Origin of the sequence: Enterobacter mori LMG 25706 (genome assembly GCF_000211415.1) — a bacterium.
Lineage (GTDB): Bacteria > Pseudomonadota > Gammaproteobacteria > Enterobacterales > Enterobacteriaceae > Enterobacter > Enterobacter mori.
In genome coordinates, this window is the sequence record NZ_GL890777.1 from 364,917 (window position 1) to 390,944 (window position 26,028).

24 protein-coding genes are annotated in these 26,028 nt (G+C 57.3%); 23 read left to right on the plus strand and 1 reads right to left on the minus strand.

Features of this window, described 5'->3' with window-relative positions; translation table 11 throughout:
• Positions 1–2,289: an FdhF/YdeP family oxidoreductase gene (locus ENTMO_RS0115505; RefSeq protein ID WP_010432808.1), complete on the minus strand. Its 2,289-nt coding sequence runs from the start codon at positions 2,287–2,289 to the stop codon at positions 1–3.
• Between the two features lie 1,003 nt (positions 2,290–3,292).
• Here ENTMO_RS0115505 and ENTMO_RS0115515 point away from each other — a divergent pair.
• From ENTMO_RS0115515 to ENTMO_RS26670, 23 genes are all read left to right on the plus strand, one after another.
• Positions 3,293–3,787 (plus strand): hypothetical protein, encoded by a 495-nt coding sequence (locus ENTMO_RS0115515; RefSeq protein ID WP_010432813.1) that lies wholly within the window; start codon positions 3,293–3,295, stop codon positions 3,785–3,787.
• A 24-nt stretch (positions 3,788–3,811) separates the two neighbouring features.
• Positions 3,812–4,315 carry a type VI secretion system lipoprotein TssJ gene (gene tssJ / locus ENTMO_RS0115520; RefSeq protein ID WP_010432816.1) on the plus strand — a complete coding sequence of 168 codons (504 nt, stop codon included), beginning with the start codon at positions 3,812–3,814 and terminating at the stop codon, positions 4,313–4,315.
• A 28-nt stretch (positions 4,316–4,343) separates the two neighbouring features.
• Positions 4,344–5,687 (plus strand): type VI secretion system baseplate subunit TssK, encoded by a 1,344-nt coding sequence (gene tssK, locus ENTMO_RS0115525; RefSeq protein ID WP_010432817.1) that lies wholly within the window; start codon positions 4,344–4,346, stop codon positions 5,685–5,687.
• 17 nt (positions 5,688–5,704) lie between these two features.
• Positions 5,705–6,943 (plus strand): DotU family type VI secretion system protein, encoded by a 1,239-nt coding sequence (locus ENTMO_RS0115530; RefSeq protein ID WP_010432819.1) that lies wholly within the window; start codon positions 5,705–5,707, stop codon positions 6,941–6,943.
• 2 nt (positions 6,944–6,945) lie between these two features.
• Positions 6,946–10,566 (plus strand): type VI secretion system membrane subunit TssM, encoded by a 3,621-nt coding sequence (gene tssM, locus ENTMO_RS0115535; RefSeq protein ID WP_010432821.1) that lies wholly within the window; start codon positions 6,946–6,948, stop codon positions 10,564–10,566.
• Positions 10,567–10,582: 16 nt separating this feature from the next.
• Positions 10,583–11,299 (plus strand): type VI secretion system-associated protein TagF, encoded by a 717-nt coding sequence (gene tagF, locus ENTMO_RS0115540; RefSeq protein ID WP_010432823.1) that lies wholly within the window; start codon positions 10,583–10,585, stop codon positions 11,297–11,299.
• An 11-nt stretch (positions 11,300–11,310) separates the two neighbouring features.
• Positions 11,311–12,327, plus strand: coding sequence for a type VI secretion system protein TssA (tssA, locus tag ENTMO_RS0115545; protein WP_010432826.1), 1,017 nt, complete (start codon positions 11,311–11,313; stop codon positions 12,325–12,327).
• 75 nt (positions 12,328–12,402) lie between these two features.
• Positions 12,403–12,927 carry a type VI secretion system contractile sheath small subunit gene (gene tssB / locus ENTMO_RS0115550; RefSeq protein ID WP_010432827.1) on the plus strand — a complete coding sequence of 175 codons (525 nt, stop codon included), beginning with the start codon at positions 12,403–12,405 and terminating at the stop codon, positions 12,925–12,927.
• A gap of 3 nt (positions 12,928–12,930) precedes the next feature.
• Positions 12,931–14,430 (plus strand): type VI secretion system contractile sheath large subunit, encoded by a 1,500-nt coding sequence (gene tssC / locus ENTMO_RS0115555; RefSeq protein ID WP_010432830.1) that lies wholly within the window; start codon positions 12,931–12,933, stop codon positions 14,428–14,430.
• An 80-nt stretch (positions 14,431–14,510) separates the two neighbouring features.
• The gene (locus ENTMO_RS26335) at positions 14,511–14,942 is read left to right on the plus strand and encodes a Rap1a/Tai family immunity protein (protein WP_010432833.1); all 432 of its coding nucleotides are present in this window, start codon (positions 14,511–14,513) and stop codon (positions 14,940–14,942) included.
• Positions 14,939–15,433, plus strand: coding sequence for a T6SS effector amidase Tae4 family protein (locus ENTMO_RS0115565; RefSeq protein WP_010432836.1), 495 nt, complete (start codon positions 14,939–14,941; stop codon positions 15,431–15,433). The genes ENTMO_RS26335 and ENTMO_RS0115565 overlap by 4 nt, the downstream gene beginning before the upstream one ends.
• On the plus strand, positions 15,418–15,867 hold the full coding sequence (locus ENTMO_RS0115570; RefSeq protein WP_010432839.1) for a T6SS amidase immunity protein Tai4 family protein: 450 nt from the start codon (positions 15,418–15,420) through the stop codon (positions 15,865–15,867). The genes ENTMO_RS0115565 and ENTMO_RS0115570 overlap by 16 nt, the downstream gene beginning before the upstream one ends.
• Before the next feature lie 180 nt (positions 15,868–16,047).
• Complete coding sequence (locus ENTMO_RS0115575; protein WP_010432842.1) at positions 16,048–16,530, plus strand: Hcp family type VI secretion system effector; 483 nt, start codon at positions 16,048–16,050, stop codon at positions 16,528–16,530.
• Between the two features lie 57 nt (positions 16,531–16,587).
• Positions 16,588–17,130: a hypothetical protein gene (locus tag ENTMO_RS0115580; RefSeq protein ID WP_010432843.1), complete on the plus strand. Its 543-nt coding sequence runs from the start codon at positions 16,588–16,590 to the stop codon at positions 17,128–17,130.
• Positions 17,121–17,528 (plus strand): putative T6SS immunity periplasmic lipoprotein, encoded by a 408-nt coding sequence (locus ENTMO_RS0115585; RefSeq protein WP_010432846.1) that lies wholly within the window; start codon positions 17,121–17,123, stop codon positions 17,526–17,528. The genes ENTMO_RS0115580 and ENTMO_RS0115585 overlap by 10 nt, the downstream gene beginning before the upstream one ends.
• Positions 17,529–17,610: 82 nt before the next feature.
• The gene (tagH, locus tag ENTMO_RS0115590; protein ID WP_010432848.1) at positions 17,611–19,374 is read left to right on the plus strand and encodes a type VI secretion system-associated FHA domain protein TagH; all 1,764 of its coding nucleotides are present in this window, start codon (positions 17,611–17,613) and stop codon (positions 19,372–19,374) included.
• Positions 19,371–20,168: a PP2C family protein-serine/threonine phosphatase gene (locus ENTMO_RS0115595; protein WP_010432851.1), complete on the plus strand. Its 798-nt coding sequence runs from the start codon at positions 19,371–19,373 to the stop codon at positions 20,166–20,168. The genes tagH and ENTMO_RS0115595 overlap by 4 nt, the downstream gene beginning before the upstream one ends.
• 16 nt (positions 20,169–20,184) lie before the next feature.
• Positions 20,185–21,171, plus strand: coding sequence for a hypothetical protein (locus ENTMO_RS0115600; protein WP_010432854.1), 987 nt, complete (start codon positions 20,185–20,187; stop codon positions 21,169–21,171).
• A 9-nt stretch (positions 21,172–21,180) separates the two neighbouring features.
• Positions 21,181–21,999 carry a type VI secretion system accessory protein TagJ gene (locus ENTMO_RS0115605; RefSeq protein WP_010432857.1) on the plus strand — a complete coding sequence of 273 codons (819 nt, stop codon included), beginning with the start codon at positions 21,181–21,183 and terminating at the stop codon, positions 21,997–21,999.
• Complete coding sequence (gene tssE / locus ENTMO_RS0115610) at positions 21,992–22,555, plus strand: type VI secretion system baseplate subunit TssE (protein ID WP_010432861.1); 564 nt, start codon at positions 21,992–21,994, stop codon at positions 22,553–22,555. Before ENTMO_RS0115605 ends, tssE begins: the two co-directional genes overlap by 8 nt.
• A 2-nt stretch (positions 22,556–22,557) precedes the next feature.
• Positions 22,558–24,429 carry a type VI secretion system baseplate subunit TssF gene (tssF, locus tag ENTMO_RS0115615; protein ID WP_010432863.1) on the plus strand — a complete coding sequence of 624 codons (1,872 nt, stop codon included), beginning with the start codon at positions 22,558–22,560 and terminating at the stop codon, positions 24,427–24,429.
• Positions 24,426–25,469 carry a type VI secretion system baseplate subunit TssG gene (gene tssG, locus ENTMO_RS0115620; RefSeq protein ID WP_010432864.1) on the plus strand — a complete coding sequence of 348 codons (1,044 nt, stop codon included), beginning with the start codon at positions 24,426–24,428 and terminating at the stop codon, positions 25,467–25,469. Before tssF ends, tssG begins: the two co-directional genes overlap by 4 nt.
• A 38-nt stretch (positions 25,470–25,507) precedes the next feature.
• Positions 25,508–26,028: Clp protease N-terminal domain-containing protein (locus ENTMO_RS26670; RefSeq protein ID WP_010432866.1), on the plus strand; the 521-nt coding region annotated here is incomplete at its 3' end.

The following is a 26,028-nucleotide window of genomic DNA, read 5'->3' on the forward strand; positions in this document are numbered from 1 at the left end:
TTACAGCATGCGGATCTCTTTTGAGCGCAGGGTGATGCGAACCGGAACGGATTTATAAGACGGTGTCCCGCTGTCCTTGTCGAGATAATCGAGTGGCACCAGCACGTTGGCCTCCGGGTAATAGGCCCCGACGGAACCCGGGGCGATGCTGTACGCCACCACGGTAATGTCCTCCAGGCGCTGAACGCTGCCGGGCAGGGCGGTTTCGATATCCACGCGGTCGCCATGTTCCAGCCCTGACTGTGCCATATCGTCTTCGTTCATAAACAGCACGTCGCGGCGGCCAAAGACCCCACGGTAGCGGTCGTCCAGGGCATAAATGGTCGTGTTGTACTGATCGTGGCTGCGCAGCGTAATCAGACGCAGCACATGCTCGCCTTCACCGCTGGCGTTCTCATGAACCCCCTCGAACACCGAGAACATTGCTTTGCCCGTCGCGGTCGGCCAGATACGCTGCGTTGGCGGCAGCGGCATGCGGAAGCCCCCGGGAACGCGGATCCGCGCGTTATAGTCCTCGAACCCAGGAATGGTCTGCTCAATCAGATCACGGATACGGTCATAATCCTCAACCAGCGTCAGCCAGTCCACGCGGGTATCCGGCAGTGTGGCTTTCGCCAGGCCCGCCACGATGGCGGGTTCCGAACGCAACAACGGCGAGGCGGGTTTCAGCTTGCCGGACGAGGCGTGCACCATCGACATGGAATCTTCAACGGTAATGGACTGACGGCCGGTGGCCTGAATATCCAGCTCGGTGCGGCCGAGACACGGGAAAATAAAGGTCTCTTTGCCCACCAGCAGATGGGTACGGTTCAGCTTGGTGCCAACGTGCACGCTCAAATCCAGGTTACCCATCGCCGGAAAGCCCCGTTCATGATCGGGCATCGCAACCGCAAAATTGCCGCCGAGGCAGATAAGTGCCTTCGCACGGCCGTCAATCATCGCCTGCGTGGCCTGCACCGCATCGTGTCCGTGGTGAGACGGCGGCTCAAAGCCGAATACGTCCTTCAGACGGTTCAGGAAGGCCGGTGTGGGTTTCTCGCTAATCCCGACGGTCCGGTTTCCCTGCACGTTTGAGTGGCCGCGCAGAGGGCAGATACCCGCGCCGGGCTTACCGATGTTCCCGCGCAGCAGGAGCACGTCAGCGATCAGGCGGACGTTCGCCGTGCCTTTATTGTGCTGGGTAATTCCCATCCCGTAGGTAATGATGGTGGCATTTGATTTCGCATAGGCCTCGGCCACCTTCTTAAGCGCCGCATGGCTCAGGCCTGACTCGCGCTCAATGTCGTCCCAGCGGGTTTGCGCGATATCGGCGCTGAAGTCCTCAATGCCCTGAGTGTGTTCGGCAATAAAGGCGTGATCCAGCACGTCACCGCGTTCGGCCTCCATCTCCAGAAGGTGTTTAGCAATCCCTTTCAGCGCGGCTGCATCGCCCCCGGCTTTCACCTGGAAATAGGTCGAGGCGATATCCGTGGAGCTGTAGGTCGCCATTTCAATCACGCTCTGCGGGTCCGCAAAACGTTCGAGGGCGCGCTCGCGCAGCGGGTTAAAGACGATAATCGGCACGTTGCGACGTGCCAGCTCATGAAGGGTGCCCATCATTCGCGGATGGTTGGTGCCAGGGTTATGGCCGATGGAGATCACCAGTTCGGTCTTATCGAAGTCGTCCAGTGAGACGGTACCTTTCCCGATCCCGATAGATCGCGGCAAGCCGACGCTGGTGGCCTCGTGGCACATATTCGAGCAGTCAGGAAAGTTATTGGTGCCGTATTCGCGGGCAAAGAGCTGGAACAGGTATGCCGCTTCGTTAGAGGCGCGCCCGGAGGTGTAGAACTCGACCTGGTCCGGTTCGAGCCCACACAAGACTTCGCCGATACGCTGAAACGCCTCGTCCCAGTCGACAGGGCGGAAGGTATCGCTTGCCCGGTCATAGCGCAGGGGATGCGTCAGGCGACCGTAGCCTTCCAGCTCAAAGTCCGATTTTGCCAGCAGCGAAGCGACGCTGTTTTCTGCCAGAAACGCAGGGGTGACGCGTTTGCTGGTGGCTTCCCAGGTCACCGCCTTCGCGCCATTCTCGCAGAACTGGAACGTCGATTTATGTTCCTTATCAGGCCACGCGCAGCCCGGGCAGTCAAAACCGTCCGGCTGGTTGGTGCGCAGCAGCGTCGCGGGAGCGTCCAGAGTATCCATTTGGGTACGTACCGCGATGGCCGTCGCTTTTAACGCGCCCCAGCCTCCGGCGGGACCGTCATAGTGCCTGATACCGGGAACTGCGCGTCTTTTCGTGTTCATACCCACTCCTGATTTGTTCGGTCACACAACATCTGAACCCATAAAAGCACTGCAGAGGACAATAAGCGTAAGCAATGACGACCGTTTGGCTGCGTGCGTGCGGTAGAGAAAGTTACCGCTTCTTGAATTCTTTTTATTACAGTGATTTATATGGGGTGATGTTTAAAGATTTAAAGAAATTATAACGAATTTTTATCATTTTAATAATAAATATTATCTATCACCCGGTAGGTGAGATAGATGGCGGTGAACAGGCAAGGATGTAGCAACAGTAAAACTTCGAATGAAGCGCCTGAGCGGGAGAAATAGACAATGTTCGCAGCTGGCGGGTAATCGCGTGCATTTTTCGGTGGCGATAATGGCAGAAAGGTTAACTCAGGCTTAATGATTAATAGATATAATTTATGTCTTAAAGGGAAATTATCATAGCGTGAAATATAAAGTTATTTTGAGCCGTGAAATTAACGCCGGGCGGCATCAGTGAAATAGGCCCATTCTGAGCGTAAAGTACGTGCAATATTAAAGATACCCTGTTAATGCAACAAATAATTCATCGGCGATATGTTCTTTTGACATCACCAATACGCGAATTCTACTAATTATGGTAGTGGCGATAATAGCGACATTGCGTTAATGAAAGTGGTTCTCTTTTGTATTTTTGTTATGTAAAACAAATTGTTGCATGGATTTGAGGTGAATAAATAAAGGGGTGTAGGCCATGTATAATTTTTTATTAAGATTAATCCTATAATCTATCGTCTGCTTCATTTACCAACAGTTACGTAACGGTAAATATTGAATTGATGCGAAGCTCATGTAAACTTGTTTACCGTTTGTCAAAATATGTCAGGAAGACGCTGGGCCTTATTCTGAAGGGCTCGTGCGGTAGCTATGCCTTTAAAATAGTAACGCCCCGGAAATATCCTGACTATTTTAACAATAGCACTTAAGTCAAACTTCATCTCCTTATCTCCATCATCGAAATATCGCTACGGAAAAGCATATGAAAATGCGCGTACTGTTTTCACTTCTGTTTGTAATGGCGGTGGCGGGCTGTAAAGCGCCGCAGAAACCTGTGATCACTGACGATACCATTGTGACCAGTCAGGTTAACGGCGTCACCTTAACTCACCGTCATGTTGTGCTGCCCCCGGCAGAGTTCACCCAGGTGAATGAGCCTTATCGCGCCATGTACCCCGCATCCCTGATGAGCCGTCCGGACTACGGCGGAAAAGTGATCCGCACGCTCGAGACCGGCAAAACCTACGTGGTGCTGGGTCAGGTTGAACACTTCTGGATGGCGCTTGCCGACGAAGGGAACGAACAGCTGATTGGTTACGTCCCAATGCGCGCCGTCATCAAGGCCGACCAGTACGAAGCCACCGTGCGTAAACAGGCTATCCGTCCAAAAGCGCGTAAGAAAGCAACCTGTGTTGACGTCGATGGCAACAGCAAAGCCTGCAAAGACAGCGCAAACGGCACCTGGATCCTGAACTAAACGGGTTTCAAGAGCGTATTTTTTATGAATACAAAAACGTTTCATCAGCTCGGGTTAGCATTTTTTGCGGTGATTTTCACCCTGTTGAGTGGTTGTACGTCGTCTTCACACAGCGACCCCTCCCGCTACAATCTGCAGTTTCAGGCTCACCCCCAAATCAATGATTCTGCGCCATTAAAGGTCAGAGTGCTGCTGCTGAAATCCGATGCGGATTTCATGTCCAGCGACTTCTATTCCCTGCAGAACAACGCGTCAGCCACGCTTGGCGCGAATCTGCTTAACAGCGATGTGTTCTTCCTGATGCCGGGCCAGCTTTCGAAAACCCTGAGTGGACAAAGCTCGCCCGAGGCACGCTATATCGGCGTGATGGCGGAATATCAGACGCTGGACGGGAAAAAATGGCGCGTCTCAATCCCATTGCCTGTTCCCGGCGAAAACCATTTCTACCAGTTCTGGAAATGGTCCGCAGATGAACTCATCGCCAACGTCTTCCTGGACGTGAACGGTATCCGGGTCATCAGCCAGTAACGCGCTTCATAACAGGAAACACATCATCATGACGAAAGCAGAAAAGGTCGTCTGGACCGAAGGCATGTTCCTGCGTCCACACCATTTTCAGCGGACAGAAAGTTACCTGCTGAACCACATTCGTGAATGGGGTGCGCTGCAGCGATCGTATCTGTGGGGCTTTCTCGACGTTGAGCTGGACGACGCGATGCTCCGCCAGGGCTGCATTGCACTGAGCTACTGCAGCGGGTTACTGCCTGACGGCACGTTTTTCCAGGTGCGCAACGGCCGCAACGGCCCGGTGCCGCTGAAGATCCCTGACAATCTCACCAATGAGAAGGTGGTGCTTGCGCTGCCGGTTCGCCGCGGCGAACGCGAAGAGGTGATTTTCAGTGAAGAGCAGGCCTCGCTGGCGCGTTACCTCGCTTTTGAACAGGACGTCGAAGACGATAATGCCATGTCAGTGGGCGATGCCACGGTACAGTTTGGCCGCCTGCGTTTAACCCTGATGCTGGAAAAAGATCTCACGGCAGAGTGGACCGCTATCGGCGTGGCCTTTGTGAGCGAAAAACGCAACGACAACCACGTGCGGCTGGATAACAGCTACATTCCGCCGATGCTGAATGCCAACAACAGCCCGCAGATCTACAGCATGATTAACGATCTGCATGGGCTCCTGGTCCAGCGCAGCCAGCAGATTGGCGGACGTCTGCGCCAGCCAGGCCGCTTTAATACCTCCGAACTAATTGAGTTCACGCTGCTTTCGCTGGTTAACCGTCATCTCGGTGAGATATCCCATTTAAAAACCCTGCCGCTGATCCACCCGGAAACGCTGTGGCGCAGCTGGCTGCCGTTTGCGACGGAACTTGCCACCTGGACCTCTCAACGCACAGCGGAGAGCGTGCTCCCGGTGTATGACCATGACGATCTGGCGGTCTGCTTCAGCAAGCTGATGCTGATGCTGCGTCAGGGGCTCTCGCTGGTGATGGAAGATCACGCCATCCAGCTGCCGCTCAACGAGCGTTCCCATGGTCTTAACATCGCTACCGTGCCGGAGACCAGCATGGTGCGCGAGTTCGGCTTCGTGCTGGCGGTGAAAGCCAACGTGCCGGGCGAACACCTGCAAACCCATTTCCCGGCCCAGATGAAGGTGGCACCGGTCTCGAAAATCCGCGATCTGGTTCAGCTGCAGCTGCCGGGCATTATGCTGCGCGCCATGCCGGTCGCCCCGCCGCAAATCCCGTGGCACGCGGGCTACAGCTATTTCGAGCTGGAGAAGGGCAGTGAGCTGTGGCACGAGATGGATAAGTCCGGTGCGTTCGCTCTGCATCTCGCAGGGGAGTTTCCGGGTCTCGATATGGAGTTTTGGGCCATCCGTAGCCCGACAGAATAATAAAGCGAGCACTAAATATGCAGGAACGACAGGATACCGGCAGTGATGCTGTGTTTACCGGAGCCAGTGGCAATAATCAGCTGGTGGCGGCTGCCAACCCGCTGCTCAACGCCATTCCACAAATCCGTCATTCGGTTTCTCATGACGATCAGGTGGCGTTGCGCCAGCGTCTGATCGACGAAATTCGCCGTTTCGAAGTGCGATGCCAGCAGGCAGGGTTGCCGTATGAAGTGATCGTCGGCGCCCGTTACTGTCTGTGTACGGCGCTGGATGAAGCCGCCGCGCTCACTCCCTGGGGCAGCAGCGGCGTCTGGTCCAGCAGTGGCCTTCTGGTCACGTTTCATAACGAAACCTGGGGCGGAGAAAAATTTTTCCAGCTGCTGGCGCGCCTTTCTCAAAACCCGCGTGAACATATCCTGCTGCTGGAGATGATCAACTACTGCCTGTTGCTCGGTTTCGAGGGCCGCTATCGGGTGCTGGATAATGGCCGCACCCAGCTGGAAACCATCAAACAGCGACTGTGGCAGATGATCCGCAGCGTGCGCGGCAGCTACGCGCCGCCGCTCTCGGTACACCCTGAAGATCGTCCTGTACTGCGCAAGCTGTGGCGTCCGATGGTCCCACTCTGGGCCTGCGTGGCGCTGGTCGGGTTTATCGCCTGTCTGTTTTATATCGTGCTTAACTGGCGTCTGGGCGATAACACCAGCCCGGTGCTGGCGAAGATTTATCAGTCTCAGCTGCCGGAAACCTCCATTCAGCAGCCCGCTCGCCAGCTGCCTGCGGTACTGAACCTGCGCGGCTTCCTGAAGCCTGAAATCGATGCCGGTCTGGTGGCGGTGAAGGATGAAGCGGATCGCAGCGTGGTGATCCTGAAAGGGGACGGCCTGTTCGCCTCGGCCTCGACGGTGGTGCGTGACCGCTATGAGCCGGTCATCAACCGCATTGCGCAGGCGATGAATAACGTCAGCGGCAAAATTCTGGTGGTGGGCTACAGCGACAACGTGCCGATCCGCAGCGCGCGCTTTGCCTCCAACTATGAACTCTCTCTCGAACGCGCCCGGTCGGTGCAAAAACAGCTGCAGGGAAGCCTCCCGCAGCCTGAACGCGTGAAGGCGGAAGGGCGGGGCGAAATTAACCCGGTGGCACCAAACACTACGCCTGAAAACCGCGCCCGTAACCGCCGTGTGGAAATTACTCTGCTGGTGTCGCCTGAAAATACGCAGGCTGAGCTGAACGGATTGCCGCAAGGAAACTAAGGATGCTGACTACTCTTCTTTCCATACTGACCAATCGCATTCTGTGGAGCTTCCTCGGCGTAACGGCGCTCGCGGCGGTGATCTGGATGATTGGTCCGCTGTTGTCCATCGTGGATACCCGCCCGCTCGAATCTGAACAGAACCGCGTTATCAGTATCGCGGTGGTATATCTGATCTGGGCCCAGAGCCACATTCTGCCTCGGCTGTATAACGCCTGGCTGAACCGCAAGCTGATGGACAAGCTCAACGAGAACACCACTAAAGCGGAGGCGGCCGATCCGCAGAAACGCCTGAATAACGAGGAGCAGATCCTTGCAGGTCGTTTCGACGAAGCCGCGCAGATGCTGAAAAAAGCCCACTTCAGTAAGGCGGGTCACAGCGCGCAGTGGACGCAGCGTTTCAGCACGCAGTATCTCTATCAGCTGCCGTGGTACGTTATCATCGGCGCGCCGGGCTCGGGGAAAACCACCGCGCTGGCCAACTCCGGGCTGCAGTTCCCGCTGGCAGATCGCTTCGGTAAAACCGCGCTGCGGGGCATCGGCGGCACGCGCAACTGCGACTGGTGGTTCACCAACGAGGCTGTCCTGCTGGATACCGCCGGACGTTACACCACGCAGGAGAGCGAACAGGTTCAGGACGCGGGGGAATGGCTGGAGTTCATCAACCTGCTGCGTAAATATCGTCGTCGCCAGCCGATCAACGGTGTGATCATCACCATCAGCATTTCCGACCTGCTCACGCAGTCCGCCGCGGCGTCCCGCCAGCAGGCGGTGAACCTGCGCCAGCGTCTTTCCGAGCTGCATGAGCAGCTGGGCATCCGCTTCCCGGTGTACGTGATGGTGACCAAGGCTGACCTGCTCAAGGGCTTCCGCGCCTGGTTTGCCGATTATGACAAAGCACAGCGCGACCAGATCTGGGGCTTTACGCTGCCGTGGGAGCAGACCAAACACGCGGATTACGACCTGATGGGCAACTTCCAGCAGGAATTTTCTCTGCTCCAGCAGCGCCTGGATGCCGGTCTGCCGGAGACCATGCTCAAGGAGCATGACGGTAAAACCCGTGCTGAGGCCTATCTCTTCCCGCAGGAGTTCGCCGCGCTGCGCCCGCTGCTGGCGGATTACCTGAGCACGGTCTTTGCCCGTTCAAACTTTGAAACCGAATTCTCGCCGCGCGGCATCTACTTTGCCAGCGGCACCCAGGAAGGCATGCCGTTTGACCGCGTGATGGGCGAGCTTAACCGCGCGCTCTCTCTGCCGGAAGGGGCCGAAAGCGATAACTGGGATTCCGTCAGCAAAGAAGCCCCCATCCCGGGCGCGAAAGGCCAGAGTTTCTTTATCAAGAATCTGCTGCAAAACGTCATTTTCCAGGAAGCGGGCATTGCCGGAGAAAACCGCTGGTGGGAGCTGCGCAACCGGGCGGTGATCTGGTCTGGTTACGCGGCGCTGCTGGCCCTGCTGGTGATTTTGGGCGGGCTGTGGCTGACCAGTTACGCCAAAAACAAGGCGTATCTGGAAGAGGTTGATGCCAAAGTGCCGGTGCTGGAACAACAGAGTAAGGCGCTGCAAAATCAACCTCAGCGCGATCTCTTTGCGCTTCTGCCGCTGCTTAACGGGCTGGTGGACCTGCCGAAGAGCGACGCCTTTGACGTTAACGACCCGCCGGTCTCCCGCCGCATGGGGCTTTACCGTGGGGATGACGTCAGCGATGCGTCGCAGTCTCTGTATCAGAAAGCGCTGGATCAGATGTTGCTCCCCGCCGTGACGATGCACATCACCACCTGGCTGCGCAACGACAACGGCAGCGACGTGGAATACAGCTACGAAGCGTTAAAAGCCTATCAGATGCTCTATCAGCCGAAGCACTATGACGGCAAATTCCTGCACTCCTGGGTGATGCTCAACCTGCAGCGCAACCTGCCGCAGGACGTCACTCAGGCGCAGCTTCAGCAGCTTGAATGGCATCTGACCCAGCTGCTGGAACCGAAAATTCAGGCTTCACCCTATGCGCTGGATGAATCCCTGGTCGCGCGGGAAAGGGCGCTCATCAACCAGCAGCCGCTCTCGACACGCGTATACGGTCGTCTGAAGCGCCTGCTGGAGCATGACGAAAACCTCAAGCCGGTCTCGCTTTCCGATCTCGGCGGCCCGCAGAGCGAACTGGTCTTTTCCCGCAAAAGCGGCAAGCCGGTCAGCGAAGGCGTGCCGGGTCTGTATACCCCGGACGGCTACTGGAAAAGCTTTAACGGCCAGATCGACAGCGTGACGACCGCCCTGCATGAAGATGACGCCTGGGTATTAGGTGCCACCACGGCCCAGGAAGATAAACAGCAGATCGATAACGCGGTGCGCCAGCTTTACATGCGTGACTTTATCGCCAACTGGGATCGCTTTCTCGCCGACATTCAGCTCAACAGCAGTGCCGATCTCTCCCAGCGTATCAACACTGCGCGCCTGCTCTCCGGGGCAAACTCACCGCTGCGCCGTCTGGTGCTGAACCTGAGCCAGGTGCTGACGCTGTCGCGCAATGCGCCTGCGCCAGAAGATGCCGGGAAAGCGGAAGCGCAGAGCAACCGTGCTACCCGTACGCTGCAGGCGCTGTTCAGTAACAACGATGCGGCGCCAACGCAGGGTGCGGTAGCGGTACAGGCACCGGAGCAGCTGGTGACTGACCACTATGCGCCGATGATTGAGCTGGCACAGCCGCTGGAGAAAGGCGGAAAGACCATTGTGTTTGACGATTTTCTCAAGCAGGTGGACGAGCTGTATCGCTACCTGACCGCCGTTCAGGATGCGGCCAACAGCGGGATGCCTGCGCCGGGCGGCGACGCAATTAGCCGTCTGCAGGCCAGCGCGGGCCGTCTGCCGGGCGGGCTGCAAACCATGTTCAGCAATATGGCCGTGGGTGCCAGCAGCGATACCCAGCGACGCGATCTGGAAAACGTGCGTAAACGCATTAACGTGGAAGTGGGCGGTTTCTGCCGTCAGGCGATTGCCGGTCGCTACCCGCTGGTGCGCAGCGCAAGCACGGAAGTGACGCCTGACGATCTCGCCCGCATGTTTGCACCCGGCACCGGGCTGATGGACACCTTTTTCCGCGATAACCTGACCAACAAAGTCGACACCACCCAGGCGAACTGGCGCTTTATGCCGGGGATCGACGGTAAAACCCTGCCGGGCAGCGAAGGGCTGCTGCGCCCGTTCCAGCAGGCACAGTCAATCCGCGATGCCTTCTTTGCCAACGGGGCGACAACGCCGTCCTATAAGGTCACGGTGCGCACCGTGCGGATGGATAACACCATTCTGAACCTGACGCTGGACGTTGACGGCCAGCTGTTGCGCTACAGCCACGGCCCTCAGGCGGTGCAGATCATGAACTGGCCGGGTCCGGGCGGCACCAACCAGGTGCGTATGCAGCTCGGTCTGGCAAACGGCAGTACGGCATCTCTGGTGACTAACGGATCCTGGGCGCTGAACCGCTTTTTCGATAAAGCCCGGACCAGTCCTGGCGCGGGTAGCCTGAGCCGTCAGGCCACCTTCAACGTCGACGGTCATCAGGTCACGCTGGAGTTTGCGCCAAACAGCATTCGCAACCCGTTCCAGCTTCCCCGTTTCTCATGCCCATAACCGCAAGGACAGCCGTATGACGAATACCCCTGCGATGAACCGCTACAGCTGGTATGGCAAATTACCCAGCGCCGGTGACTTTTTGCAGCGTCGCTTTCCTGACACCCTTCAGCGCCAGTGGTCACACTGGTTTCAGGTCGGCCTGCTGGCCTGGCAACAGGAAGAGCAGCGCAGCGGTGAGCGCCAGTTTACGAAAGCCCCGGTGTGGAATTTTGTCGTTCCGCCCATGCTGGGCAGCCAGATGATCCAGATGGGCTGCCTGCTGCCGGGACGTGACAGCGTGGGTCGCCACTACCCGGTCTGCATTCAGCTGAGCTTTAGTCCCGCCGAATGGTCATCGCGTCTGCTCGGCCAGGCCGAAAGCTGGTACCAACAGCTTGGTCGTCTGGGCCTGCACGCGGTGCGCAACGGTTTTTCCGCCTCACAGCTTGACGAGATGTTGATGAGTATCCCGGCGCCGCAGCCCGTTGAGCCACAAAAGCGATCCGACATTCTGGATGTGATTGGCTATGACGATGACGGCCAAAGTACGCTGGGCTGGCCGCAGGCGGCAGAATGTTTTGACCCGCTGCGTCAGACCAGCTTCTGGTGGACGAACCGCTGCGACGGTTACCCGCTCTACACGCACGTCCACAGCGGCAACTTTACCGGGCAGCTCTTTACGCTGCTGTTCGATCCGGCAGGCGGCGCCCGACCGGGTCGTCACGGTCTTTATCCGCCTATGTTTGAATAAGCAGGGATCTCATGAATATCGAAGAATTTCTCGCGCCGATAAGCCTCGACAAACCCTGTGGCGAAAACCTGGAGTACGACGCCGATTTCCAGATCATGAATCAGGCAAGTCAGGGGAAAGCGGAACAACAGTTTGGCGACACCATTATTCCGGCAGAGCCCGCTGACTGGAACACGGTAGAAAAATTCGCTACCAGCCTGCTGACCCGCACCAAAGATCTTCGCGTCCTGCTGGCATTAACCCATGCCTGGACACGTCGCCGTGGACTCGCGGGCTATGCAGATGGGCTGTTACTGGTGCAGGAAGCGCTGACCCGTTACTGGGAGCAACTCTACCCGCTGCTGGAAGAGTATGGCGAAACCGATCCGTTCTACCGCATCAACGCCCTCGCCGGGCTGAGCGATAAATCTGACCTCACCGTCGCGGTACGCAACGCTTCGCTGCTGCGCTCGAACGGGGATGAAATTTCGCTTCGGGACGCGCAGGCGCTGCTCGACGGCACTAAAACGGAATGCCCTGACTATCCCGGCGGCCGCCCAAGGCTGATTGACGAGCTGGCGCGCGGCGACCAGCCCGGCACCGCAGCGGTCATTGTGATTAATGAACGGCTGCTGGCCATTCGCGATCTGCTCACCGGGTATCTGGGTGAAAGTGGCGTACCGGAGATGGAACAGCTGCTGAAAACTGTTGGGCTGGTCGCCAGCGCCTGCCAGGTGACAGACATTAGCAAGCTGCTGCCGAACCGTGAGGCGCAGGCTGAATCCCAGGTTGAGCAGCAATCGGCGGTAACGCAGCCCCTTCAGCAGGTCACCGACTGGCGCAGCGTGCAGGTCACCAGCCGCGCCGACGCCCAGCTGATGCTGGAAAAAGCGAAACAGTATTTTGCGCAGTACGAACCGAGCCATCCCGCACCGCTGATGATTGAGCGGGTGCAGCGGCTGTCTGAACTTAACTTTATGGACATTATTCGCGACCTGGCGCCAGACGGCGTTAACCAACTGGAAAACATCTTTGGACGCCGCGAATAACGCGTCCTGGCATTATGACGACAGGCATGGAGCCTGTCGTTTCACCTTCACCGCGCATCTTTGATGGAGAACATCATGGCAATGAGTAACAGTGGACAGAAATTCATCGCACGTAACCGTGCTCCCCGCGTCCAGATCGAGTACGACGTAGAGATCTACGGTGCAGAACGTAAAATTCAGCTGCCGTTTGTGATGGGCGTCATGGCCGATCTGGTCGGTAAACCGGTAGAAAACCTGCCTGCCGTCGATGAGCGTAAATTCCTTGAAATCGACATCGATAACTTTGATGAACGCATGAAGGCGCTGAAGCCGCGCGTGGCGTTTAACGTGGATAACACCCTGACGGGCGAAGGCAAACTGAATGTTGATCTGACCTTCGACAGCATGGACGACTTCCTGCCGGATGCGGTGGCCCGCAAGGTTGAGCCGCTGAACAAGCTGCTGGAAGCGCGTACCCAGCTCTCTAACCTGCTGACCTACATGGACGGCAAAAACGGTGCAGAAGAGCTGATCGCAAAAATTCTGCAGGATCCGACGCTGCTCAAATCACTGAGCCAGTTGCCGAAAAATGACGAAAGCGCGAAAGGTAGCGAGGAATAATCGATGAGCAACCAGACTCAACAACACGAGCAGCAGGCGGGTCAGGCGTTCAGCCAGGATGAGTTCAGCGCGCTGCTGAACAAAGAGTTCCGCCCGAAAACCGATCAGGCGCGCTCCGCCGTAGAAAGCGCGGTTAAAACCCTGGCGCAGCAGGCGTTGGAAAACACCGTCACCTTCTCTAACGACACCTACCGCACCATTCAGAACCTGATTGCCGGTATCGACGAGCAGCTGTCGCAGCAGGTGAACCAGATCATTCACCACGACGAGTTTCAGAAGCTGGAGAGCGCCTGGCGCGGCCTGAGCTACCTGGTGAACAACACTGAAACTGATGAGATGCTGAAGATCCGCTTTATGAGCATCTCCAAGCAGGAGCTGGGACGCACCCTGAAGCGCTACAAGGGCGTGGGCTGGGACCAGAGCCCGATCTTCAAGAAGATCTACGAGCAGGAGTACGGTCAGTTCGGTGGCGAGCCGTTTGGCTGCATCGTGGGCGACTACTACTTCGACCACAGCCCGCAGGACGTTGAGCTGCTGGGTGAAATGGCGCGCATCGGCTCTGCGGCGCACTGTCCGTTTATCACCGGTACCGCACCGGGCGTGATGCAGATGGAATCCTGGCAGGAGCTAGCTAATCCGCGCGACCTGACCAAGATCTTCCAGAACACCGAATACGCGGCCTGGCGTTCACTGCGTGAATCCGAAGATGCCCGCTATCTGGGTCTGGTGATGCCGCGCTTCCTGTCGCGTCTGCCGTACGGCATTCGCACCAACCCGGTCGACAGCTTTGACTTTGAAGAGCAGACCGACGGCGCGAACCACAACAGCTACTCCTGGGCGAACGCCGCCTATGCGATGGCGGCCAACATTAACCGCTCTTTCAAAGAGTACGGCTGGTGCACCTCAATTCGCGGCGCGGAGTCCGGCGGGGCGGTGGAAAACCTGCCGTGCCACACCTTCCCGAGCGATGACGGCGGCGTGGACATGAAGTGCCCGACCGAGATCGCCATCAGCGATCGTCGTGAAGCAGAGCTGGCGAAAAACGGCTTTATGCCGCTGGTTCACCGCAAAAACTCCGACTTCGCTGCCTTCATCGGTGCGCAGTCGCTGCAAAAACCGGCCGAATACCACGACCCGGATGCCACCGCCAACGCGCGTCTGGCCTCTCGTCTGCCGTACCTGTTCGCCTGCTGCCGCTTTGCGCACTACCTGAAGTGCATCGTGCGCGACAAAATCGGCTCCTTCCGCGAGCGCGAAGAGATGGAGCGCTGGCTGAACGACTGGGTAATGAACTACGTGGACGGTGACCCGGCCAACTCCTCCCAGGAGACCAAGTCCCGTAAGCCGCTGGCGGCTGCGGAAGTGCAGGTGCAGGAAATCGAAGACAACCCGGGCTACTACGCCGCGAAGTTCTTCCTGCGTCCACACTACCAGCCGGAAGGTCTGACCGTTTCCCTGCGTCTGGTTTCTAAACTGCCGTCGCTGAAGACGAAAGACGCGTGATGACGATTGCCGGCTCGAAGGAGCCGGCCATTTGACCGTAAAGAGCTTAGCTAATTTCTGTCAGTGAATAAGGATATACGGTGAAACATAGACTTTTGATCGCAACCAGTTTGCTGGCAGTTTCTACTCTGGCGAGCGCGGACGCTGGAAATTATAAATACCCTCAAGCTGAAGCATTGCCTCAGGATGACACATCAAACTTCCAACGCGATCCGACGTTGTTAACAGGATACGATTTAAATTTGAGTGCAGATCGTTTCGCTAAAGCCTGGCTGTCGAAAACGAATGAACGTGAACGCATCAAGGCAAATATGTATCTTCTCGGCGTAGTCGACGCGTCTGAGGGCACTGCATGGTGCAAGGGCAGGCCTTTTTTGCCAAATACTCTACATGAGTTTCTCTATTCTCGTTTTGCGAACTTATCGAAACAGCAAGGTGATGAACGCGCTTCAAAAATCATCATTGACGGAATGAAAGAATTACGCCCGTGCAAAAAGGAGAGTGATAAATGAGACCATTATACGAACAACTAAAACGTCAGCATTACTCTTCAAATCATACGCGCGCGGGTTTTGCCTCGGGTGAACAGGTCTTCTCAGAAATTGGCTATGATTATTCAACAATTATCAAGCAGCAACCGGCATACGAAAATACCTGTGCGGTAAGAATGAGTCTGGCATTGTTAAAATGTAATGTTGAATTCACAGGTCGTTTACCCATAAAGTCGGGTCCCTATAAAGGAAAAACAATCGAACCTGGCGCAAAATTACTTGCCGATCAACTTTATAAATCGCATGTTTTTGGCAAGGCAGAAATATTTACCGATCGCGAGGCGGGTGCGCGCGCAATGTTGGGTCGAAAAGGAGTTGTTTTCTTCAATAAAATTGATGGGTATGGCGGTGGTCATATCGACCTTATCGAGCCACTGAGTAATAATTCGTTTATATGTAACTCCGATTGCTTTCCGTACTGTCAGGAAATCTGGTTTTGGGAATTAAAATAATTTCATTCAGGTATCTAAAGACAGCATTTATTTTGCTCACTTGCTTATGTTTTTCTGCTCGCGGTGATAACCCTCACGTAGATTTTTATCAGCAGCAAACATACCGGCAGGGGGTCAAAGATCTTGTCCTGGCGCGCTGTCTTGCGCAGGTAGCAGATAAGGGTAGCCAGTTCTCTGTCGACGCGGCCCGCAGTGCGAGTGCATTCATCGAATGGATACCGTTTGATGCTGAAAACGGTACTGACAAAGTTAACGCCATTATTGGAAAATATAAAAGCAAAATTAACGGTTTCCACTCGGAGCGAAAGCCTGATGTAAAAGGCGTGACGTTAAATTGTTTACGTCTTTACCACAGTGACGAACTTAATAAACTAGTACCGCAATTAATCATCGGAAATCCTGACCGCACGTGGCTCCAGGATAACCCGCAATAGTAAAAGACTTCACATTCTTACCGCTAATTCCGGGGGGATGTAAGACTGTCAAATGACACGGGTCATTTGATATGAGGCAGAGGTAAAATATGGACGGTTTTATTCAGCCCCATGCTTTCCTGTTTGCCATATAAGGGCTTTTTCGAAAGCAATATTGTTCATTCACGAAGAGTAGATATTATGGCTATTGATATGTTTCTGAAGGTCGAGGGTGTTACGGGCGAGTCTAAAGATTCTAACCACACCGGCTGGACTGATATTACCTCCTTCTCCTGGGGTGCATCCCAGCCGGGTAATATGAGCGTTGGCGGTGGCGGCGGTGCCGGTAAAGTTAACTTTAACGACCTGCACGTTAACGCGCTGATCGACAAATCCACTACAGCAGTCCTGAAACACTGCGCAAGCGGTAAGCACCTGACCAAAGTTGAACTGTCCGTCTGCAAAGCAGGTGGCCAGCAGGTTGAATACACCCGCATCACCCTGGAAGACGTCCTGGTGACCTCTGTTCAGTACACCGGTGCAGACAACGGCGACACCGTTGGCGTGACCTACGCATTCCAGGCTGCGAAAGTGAAACAGCAGTACTGGGAGCAGACCACTGCCGGTGGTAAAGGTGCTGAAAGCAGCGCTGGCTGGAACATCAAAGAGAACAAAGAAGCGTAATTGCATATGTGGCCGGGGAGTTTTCCCCGGCCATTATCTACCGGGAAGGAAGATAGCATGGCAAGTTTACAGGAAGGAGGCGCCCGTCCTCTCACCATTGGTGAAATAGCATTGGCACGCTCGGTTTTTGGTGACGCAATAAAATATTCAGAAGTTAAAGTGCATAATAAAAGCTATTTGCCCTTTAATATGCAGTCAAACAATGTTGCGATGACGCCTAATGGCGAACTCTATTTTCGGGAGCCGCATTATCGGGACGACTTCTCGACAGAAGTTCCACGATATAAACACTGGTTTATTCACGAGATGGTGCATGTTCTGCAGCATCAGATTGGAATGAATGTTCGTACCCGAGGGGCATTCAGTTGGGCAGCAAGTTACAATTACTCCTTACCCCCGGATAAAAAATTGTCGGATTTTGGTATGGAACAGCAGGCTTCTGTCATCTCCGATTATTTTTTTCTGATTAATTACGGCTTGGGTGATTTCCAAAACATTGCCGGTTTTGAAGGGATTATTGGGCCGGATCTCAAGGATAAATATCAACAGGTGTTATCTTTGTATTTCAAGAACCCTAAGGATCGGCGGGTATGGTTATGAAACAGTTATTCGGTGTGTTTGCGGTCACATTAATGGCGAGCGCCTGTGTGTCTCATCCAGCACAATATCAGTCGCTTTCGGTTACGCTTAAAAACAATGAACCCTGCTTTGCTATCCCCGCAAATTCCGGGTTAGAAGCGCCGGTCATCAGCCATTCACCCACCATTATGAAAAGAGCGGGAAATGAATGGAAAACGATATCGCCGCCGTCAACCTATAGCCCTGCGGTGACGTTAAATATTCAACAGTGCAACCAGTGGCGTGGTATCACGTGGCAAACCGGAGAATATGATGTGACACTGAAAGTGTCAGGCAAAAACGATTCTGTGCGTTATGCCGCGCGATTCACTCTGGAAGAAAATGCAGCGGGCCAATTTAAGGTCACTCAGACAGAATAGAATGTGTTACCCCCCAAACGCCGCCGTTCTCGCCCCGAGAGCGGCAGCGTTTGAGCGCTAATCATACCAGCAGGAATACGCCATGCGATTCACGATTATTTCTACGAAACCCGGTCATCAGCCGCCGCAGAGCAGCTGTGATTTTTACGCCCCGGGCGGCACCATTGGGCGCGGTACGGATAACAATTTGGTATTGCCGGACAATGACCGCACCATCTCGCGTCTGCAGGCTATTGTTCACGTTGACGCCAATGGCGAATGTCGCGTTACTAACCGTGGCAGCGTTACGCGCGTGGTATTGAACGATATTCCACTGGAACGCGGTCGTCAGGTCGAGCTGCAGGATGGAGACGTTCTGGGTATTGATGACTACCGCATTGAAGTGGCTGAAATTATTCACGACACGCAGCCGGTGAGCCGCATGGCGGCCAGCATGCAGCAGCAGGTTCGTCCAGCCGCGCCAGCACCAGCGTCGCAGCCGAAACCGGCGAATGCCGCACCGCGCGGGAAGGGCGAGCCGACCGCCGTGCCAACCGAGATCTGGGATAGTCTGATGCAGGAGTTCTCCATCTCCGACAGCATCTCAAGCAACCGCACAAAACCTCAGCCTGCGGCATCACAGGATCCGTTCTCCCAGCCTGCTGCGCCGGAGCGTAACGCTGAGGATCCGCTGGCGATGTTCAACGACAGCGATCCGAAGCTTGAGCGTAAGAACGTTGACCCGGACACGCTGTTCAGCGATGAAGCCTTGTTCAAAAAAGAGAGCATCTTTGACGACATTACGCCCTCAACGCTGGTGCCGCCGGTGGAAACTAAGCCAGCCGAGCCTAAAGAAGAGGCGGCGGATGAGCTCGATCCACTGGCCCTGTTTGGCGGCACGGCCAGCGCGCCCGCCGCGCGTAATGATGACCCTCTCGGGCTGATGGGCGGTGCACCGTTGACGCATCCGGATGACATTGCCGACGACAGGCCGGAGCCAACGCCTGCGCCGGTTGAGGAAGAGGATGTCCTCGCCGATTCTCCGCTGTTTGCCCCTGAGCCGCAGGAAGCCCCGCGTGCTGTTGAAGAAGAGCCCGCGCGACCGGATTACGCAGGCTTCACCATGCCGACCCCGCAGGCCGTTGCGCGCAGTAGCGCTCAGGCACCGAAGGGCCGCCTGCGCATCGACCCGGTCAATAACGCTGCCTCCCCAACCGCCACGGCTAACAGCGGCGAGAAAGGCGACGTGTTGCAGGGCGAGCTGCTGGAGGCGCTGCTGGAAGGCATGGGCCTGAGCGAAATGCAGCCCGTTCCGCAGTTTGACCGTGAGAATATGCGTCAGCTGGGGCAGATCCTCGGCATGTTCTCTCAGGGCACCGTGGCGCTGCTTTCCTCGCGCTCCATCCTCAAGCGCGGCGTGAAAGCTGATATGACCATGGTGCTGGACGATGCCAACAACCCGTTCAAGCTGCTGCCGACCGGTAAAACCGTCCTGATCCAGATGTTCGGCACGCCGATGCCGGGTTTTATGCCGCCAACAAAATCCGTGCGCGACGCGCTGATCGATTTGCAGGCGCACCAGCTGGGCATGATCTCCGGTATTCGCGCCATCATCGCCGCAATGCTGCAGTCCTTTAACCCGGAACAGCTGGAAGAGCAGGCGAAGCAGAACGGCATGACCTCCCGTCTGGCGCTGCCGGGCAGCCGTAAAGCCGCCCTGTGGGACTACTTTGTTCGTAGCTATGGCGAGACGGCAGGCGAGATTGAGGATGACTTCCACACCCTGTTCGGCGAGGCCTTCCTTCATGCGTACGACATGGAGGTGAATCAGTACAAAGACTCACAGAGCGGATCGGAAGACAAATGAATATCGCAACGGCTTCTCTCTCCCGCCAGGGGACGCGCGCCAGCAACCAGGATCAGACGGGAGAAACCATAGGGGAACGTTCAGCCTGCTTTGTCGTCTGTGACGGCATCGCGGGTTTGCCGGGCGGTGAAGTGGCCGCTGAGCTGGCCCGCAACAGCATCATTTCCCGCTTTGATGGCGACAAGCACCTGAATGCGCAGCATATTCGTGACTATGTGCAAACGGCGAACCGCACCATTCTCAGCGAACAGCAGGCGGTTCAGGATTACCGTCGAATGGGCACAACGCTGGTGAGCCTGTTCATCGACCGGGATTACCGCCTGGCCTACTGGGCGCACGCCGGGGACAGCCGCCTGTATCTGTTTCGCCGCGGCTGGCTGTGGCATGTCACCACCGACCACAGCCTGGTTCAGCAGATGAAGGATGCGGGGCATCAGACCGACGATCTCAACAGCAACCTGCTGTACCTCGCGCTGGGGATTGAAAACGGTGGGCCGGAAGCGAGCTACAGCGACGTGGTGCAGGTGGAAGACGGCGATGCCTTTTTACTCTGCACCGACGGGTTCTGGCACGGCGTCAGTGAAGAACAAATGAAGCAGTCGCTGCATATGGTCAATACGCCGCAGGAGTGGCTGACCTTAATGAACCAAATCATTCAAAAGAATGGCGAGCAGGAGGGGAATGCTCAGGACAACTATACGGCCCTGGCGGTATGGATGGGCGCCCCTCAGGACACCACTTTGCTGCATACGCTCTCTGACGCAGCGCAATTTCTTCCCTGCGGAACTGATTAGACACACAAGGAACGATATGAAACTTTGGCTATCGGGTTTAGCACTTCTGGCGGTGACCTCCACCGCGCAGGCTGAGAATTTCCGCATCGTGCAGTCCCCTGCGCAGAAGCTGGATATCTGGATCGACAACATCAAAGACAACACGCCGCAGAGCTGGTGTAAGCCTGAAGTGGCGCTGCGTATTGTGGCAAACGGCAAGAAAGACGTCTCCGTGCTGGAAAACTTTGTGCCGCGTCTTGGCTCACTGCTGGAACATCAGTGCAGCAAAGTGAATAAACTCAGCTGGACGCTTAACGATCCAGCGGGCGTCACGCTGGCTGAGGGTACCGCAGGGAAAGCCCAGGATTGGGCGCTGGTGGTGAAACAGCAACAGGCGGCTCCGGCCAGTACGGCCGCGAGCGGCGCGCTGCTGCCGCCGGATCAGAACGCTGAAGCCCGCACCGTGGCTGCTGACCGCACGCCGTGGCAGGAGTTTACCCTTCAGGACGGCTGCCATCTGCGTACGTTCTGGGAAGGCGGAGCCTCCGCACCGGCACTGTTCATCCCGGACACCGACACCACCCGCTGCGGCAACGGCAGCTGGCTGAGCGGTCATACCGTTATCTCTCAGACTCGCAACGGCGAGCAGAAAGAGATGGCGGTGACCTACATTCACGGCTTCCCGGTCATGGGCCTGAACAAAAGCGCCGATCCTGAAAACGCCCTGATCACCTCCGTCAACAAAGAACGCATGGTGTTCAGCACGCAGAACAGCGATCAAAGCTGGATGATCCTGCCCTACGACAACGCCCTCAACGGCTGGAAAAGCAACGGCACCGTGGCGGTAGAGATCTCACGCGAGATCGCCAGTGATGACGCCAAACTGCAGGCGCGCATTGCCGAAGTCAAACAGACCTGGGGCGCGTGGGTGACACCGGGTACCTCGCTGAATATTGTCCTGATTGACACCCTGCGTCCTCAGCTGCGCGATCCGGCAGTGGGCGCATGGCGCGCGGCAAACTAAGGAGTGGCGATGAATACGCTCTATCAACACCTTGCGGGTGAGCCGCTCAGCGCTGCGCTGCGTCGTCTGGAAGCCGATATCAAAGTCCGTCCGGCGGATGCCGATCTCCGCGCCGCGTTTGTGCAGTTTCTGATCCTCAGCGGCAACTGGACCCGCGCCCTGACTCAGCTGAAAAGCTGGGTGGCGCTGAAGCCCCAGGCGAAGCCTACCGTTACCCTGCTGGAGCAATCCATTCAGGGCGAGCTGCAGCGCGCGCAGGTGATGGCAGGACAGGCGCGTCCGGCCATGCCTGAAACCCAATGGCCGTGGCTAACAACCCTGGCCGCGGCGTTGAGCGAGGAGGGCGAACGCGCCAGTGCGCTGCGTCTGGACGCCCTTGAGACGGCGCAGGCAAACCCTGGTCAGATCACCCTCGAAAATGATGAGACGCAGGCGTTTGGCTGGCTGATGGACGGCGATGCCCGCCTCGGCCCGGTGTGCGAAACCATCGTGAACGGCCGTTATTTCTGGCTGCCGTTTAGCGCTATCGCTGAGATCCGTTTTCAGGCGCCTGCCAGCGTCACCGATCTGGTCTGGCGTCACGCGCTGGTGCGCCTGACCGACGGTACGGAGCAGGTGTGTCAGATCCCGGCGCGCTATCCGTTTGCTGAAGACGCTTCGGATGCCGTCATGCTCGGGCGTACGACTGAATGGTTGCCGCTTGACGGTGACGGTGACGGTACGCTGTACGAAGGACGGGGCCAGAAGGCGTGGCTGAGCGAACAAAGCGAATACCCGCTGCTTTCCCTGAACCTCGTGACGTTTGCGACGGATGGAGCCGATGAGTAATCCCGCTGGCGAAGGCGATCTGCTGCGCAGCGGCTGGCAGGCACGCAGCAAGCAGGAGAAGGTGGGGGCGCGCGACAAAATGCAGCCCTCGCTGCTGGATCGTCTCACCGATAACGACCCGGAAAAAAAACGCGAGTCGGCCAACAGCAATCTGATCACCCACGCCGCCCTGCGCCGCAATGTGCTGCGCGATCTGCAGTGGCTGTTTAACACCATCAACCACGATGCCTCCGGCGATTTGAGCGCCTTGCCGCACGTGAACCGCTCGGTGGTCAACTTCGGCGTCGCACCGCTGGCCGGGAAAAGAATGTCGGATATCGAATGGCACGATATTCAGCGCAAGCTCACCGAGGCCATCATCAATTTTGAACCGCGCATTTTGCCGCAGGGGCTGCAGGTCCGCTGCGTGTCGGATACCTCTTCGCTGGATCTGCACAACGTGCTCTCCATCGAGATCAAAGGGCGTCTGTGGTGCGTGCCGTACCCGCTGGAGTTTCTGTTTCGTACCGATGTCGATCTGGAAAACGGCCATTTTGAACTGAAAGATGCGGGGTAATCATGGAAAGTAAACTGCTCGAATACTACAACCGTGAGCTGGCCTACCTGCGCGAAATGGGGGCCGAGTTTGCCGAACGCTACCCTAAAGTTGCCGGACGGCTGGGCATGCGCGGCATCGAAGTGGCGGACCCGTATACCGAACGTCTGATGGAGGGCTTCGCCTTCCTGACCTCCCGCGTGCAGATGAAAATGGACGCGGAGTTTCCGCGCTTCTCCCAGCGTCTGCTGGAGATGATTGCGCCTAACTATCTCGCGCCCACGCCGTCGATGGCGATCGCGGAGATTGAGCCCGACAGCAGCCGGGGCGACCTGAGCAAGGGCTTCATTGTGCCGCGCGGTACCATGATGGACAGCCTGGCGCTGAAGAAGACCGGCGTGACCTGCAGCTATACCACGGCGCACGAGGTCAACCTGCTACCGCTGAAAATCGACAGGGTCGAGCTGGGCGGCGTGCCCGCCGATCTGCCGCTCGCGCAGCTGGGGCTGAGCCAGCGGGGGATCAACAGCGCCTTACGGATCCGCATCGCCTGCGACGGCCCGCAAAACCTCGGGCACCTGGATTTCGACCGTCTGGAATTCTTCCTCGGCGGTCCGGACATTGAAGCGCTGAAGCTGCTGGAGCTGGTGATGGAGCACCACGCCGGGATCGTCTGTCAGACGGTCAGCCAGCATCCGCAGCGACAGCTGCTGTCGTCGGACGCGCTGCGTCAGGAGGGCTTTGGGCCTGACCAGGCGCTGCTCCCGGACGACCTGCGCAACTTTGACGGCTACCGTCTGCTGCAGGAGTATTTTGCTTTCCCGGCCCGTTTCCGCTTTATCAGCCTGAGCGGTCTGAGCAAGCTGATTCAGCGTTGCGAAAACGAAAAAGCCTTTGATATTTTCATCCTGCTGGATAAGTCGGATGAACAGCTGGAGCGCGTGGTCGACGCCAGCCATCTGGCGCTGCACTGCACGCCGGTGATCAACCTCTTCCCCAAGGTGGCCGCCCGGCAGAAGCTGAACGAAGGCCAGCACGAATACCATCTGGTGGTCGATAACATCCGGCCGCTGGACTACGAAATTTACGCCGTGAATAAAATTTTCGGCAGCGCCGACGGGCAGCGCGACGACCAGACGTTTCGTCCTTTCTGGAGCACCTGGAGCGGCGATGCGGGCAACTACGGAGCCTATTTTTCCCTGCGTCGCGAACAGCGCGTGCTTTCCGAGCACGCCCTGCGCTACGGCACCCGTACCGGCTATATTGGCTCGGAGGTCTTTGTTTCGCTGGTGGATGAACAGCACGCGCCGTGGCAGGAAAACCTGCGCTACATCTCTGCCGAGGTGCTCTGCACCAGCCGCGACCTGCCGCTGATGCTGCAGCAGGAGCTCGGGCAGTTCATTATGGCCGACTCCATGCCGGTGAAATCCCTCACCCTGCGTAAAGGCCCGACGCCGCCGCGTCCGGCGCTGGCCGAAGGGTTCAGCACCTGGCGGCTCATCAGCCAGCTGCAGATGAACTACCTCAGCCTGATGGACAGCGAAAATGAAGACGGCGCGGCCGCGCTGCGCCAGCTGTTAGGGCTTTACGCCAACCTGGCAGAAACGCCCGTTGCGCGTCAGGTGGAGGGGGTACGCCACTGCGTGCTGGAGCCGGTTCACCGCCGCGTGCCTGAACCCGGCCCGGTCGTTTTCGCCCGCGGGATCGGCATTACCCTGATGGTGGATGAGAGAGCCTTTTCCGGTGCCAGCCCGTGGCTCTTCGGCAGCGTAATGGAGCGTCTCTTTGCCCGCCTGGTGTCCATCAACAGCTTTACGGAGTTCACCCTGAAGAGTCAGCAGCGCGGCGAGATTGGCTACTGGGCACCGCGCATGGGTAAAAGGGCGCTGATATGAGTGATGCTGCCACTGCACCGCTGCGCGTACATCGCCTGACCCGGCTGCCGGATACGTTCTGGAGCGGGGTCCGCGAGACGCCCTGGCGCTACGATCTGTTTCAGCTGTTAAGGCGCATTGATGCCCAGGGCGGCGAGCGCTACCCGCTGGGACGCGCGCCGCTGCCGAAATTTGAGCCGCTGCGCATCGGCCAGCAGCCGTCGATGAGTTTTGCGCCGTCGACGCTGGCCCAGGTACGTCAGCGGGAGGAAAGCGGGCTGCATGAGGTCTCTATCCTCAGCTTCGGCCTGTTTGGCCCGAACGGCCCGCTGCCGGTCCACATGACCGAATATGCCCGCGAGCGTATTTATCATCATCAGGACACCAGCCTCAGCGCGTTTGCCGATCTGTTCCACCACCGCCTTGCGCTGCTGTTTTACCGCGCCTGGGCGGATGCGCAACCGGCGGTCTCTCTGGATCGCGCCGATAACAAGCGCTTTGAGGGCTACCTGGCGTCGCTGATTGGCATGGGGCAGCCGGGGCAGATGAACAAAGGCAGCCTAAGCTCGCATGCACGCTTTACCCACGCCGGACACCTGACCCGTAACGGGCGGGATCCGGAGGGGCTGGAGAAGATCCTGCGCAACTATTTTAAAGCGCCGGTCAAGCTGGTCAGCAACGTGCCGCAGTGGATGCCGCTTTCCACGCGCGAGCAGGCGCAACTGGGAGCAGGACGCCGCATGCCGCGCATGGGTGAGTCCGCCTTTCTCGGCGTCGCCGTCCGCGACGTTCAGCATAAGTTTCGCATCGACATAGGCCCGCTGAGCGCGGAGGAGTACAACCGCTTTCTGCCGGGAGAAGCGTGGGTCACCGAGCTGCGCGACTGGGTGCGTCAGTACGCCGGGGTGGAGTTTGAATGGGAAACACGGGTGATCCTGCGTGAAGACGCGGTGCAGGGCACCACGCTCGGCAGCAATGGGCGATTAGGCTACAACACCTGGCTGGGCCGTCAGCCGCAGCCTGTCCCGCGTGGCGATCTGGTGTATCGCGCAGAGCGGTAATCCTTCCGTATACCGAATTATTGTTAATGGAAACTAACATGTCAGAAATTAGCCGTGCCGTGCTTTTCGGCAAACTGGATACGCTGTTATTTACCTCTCTGGAAAGCGCCACTGCGTTCTGCAAGCTGCGCGGCAACCCCTATGTTGAGCTGGTGCACTGGCTGCATCAGCTGATGCAGCAGCAGGATGGCGATCTGCAGCAGGTCATCCGCCACTTTGCCCTTGATGAACAGCAGCTGACGCGCGATATCGTTGCGGCGCTGGATGTCCTTCCGCGCGGGGCGAGTTCCGTTTCCGATCTCTCCGAACATATCGACAGCGCCGTGGAGCGCGCCTGGGTCTTCGGCTCGCTGAAGTTTGGCGTCAGCCGTATTCGCGGCGGCCATTTGCTGATCGGCATGCTTAAAACCTGGAACCTGGCTAACGTGCTGAAAAGCATCTCGTCACAGTTCACGCGTCTGAACGTCGAGGTGCTGATTGAGCAGTTCGACGCTATCTGCGCCAACAGCAAAGAGACGCAGCAGGCCGCAGCCGCCGTCGATGCACCGGCGGGTGGGGG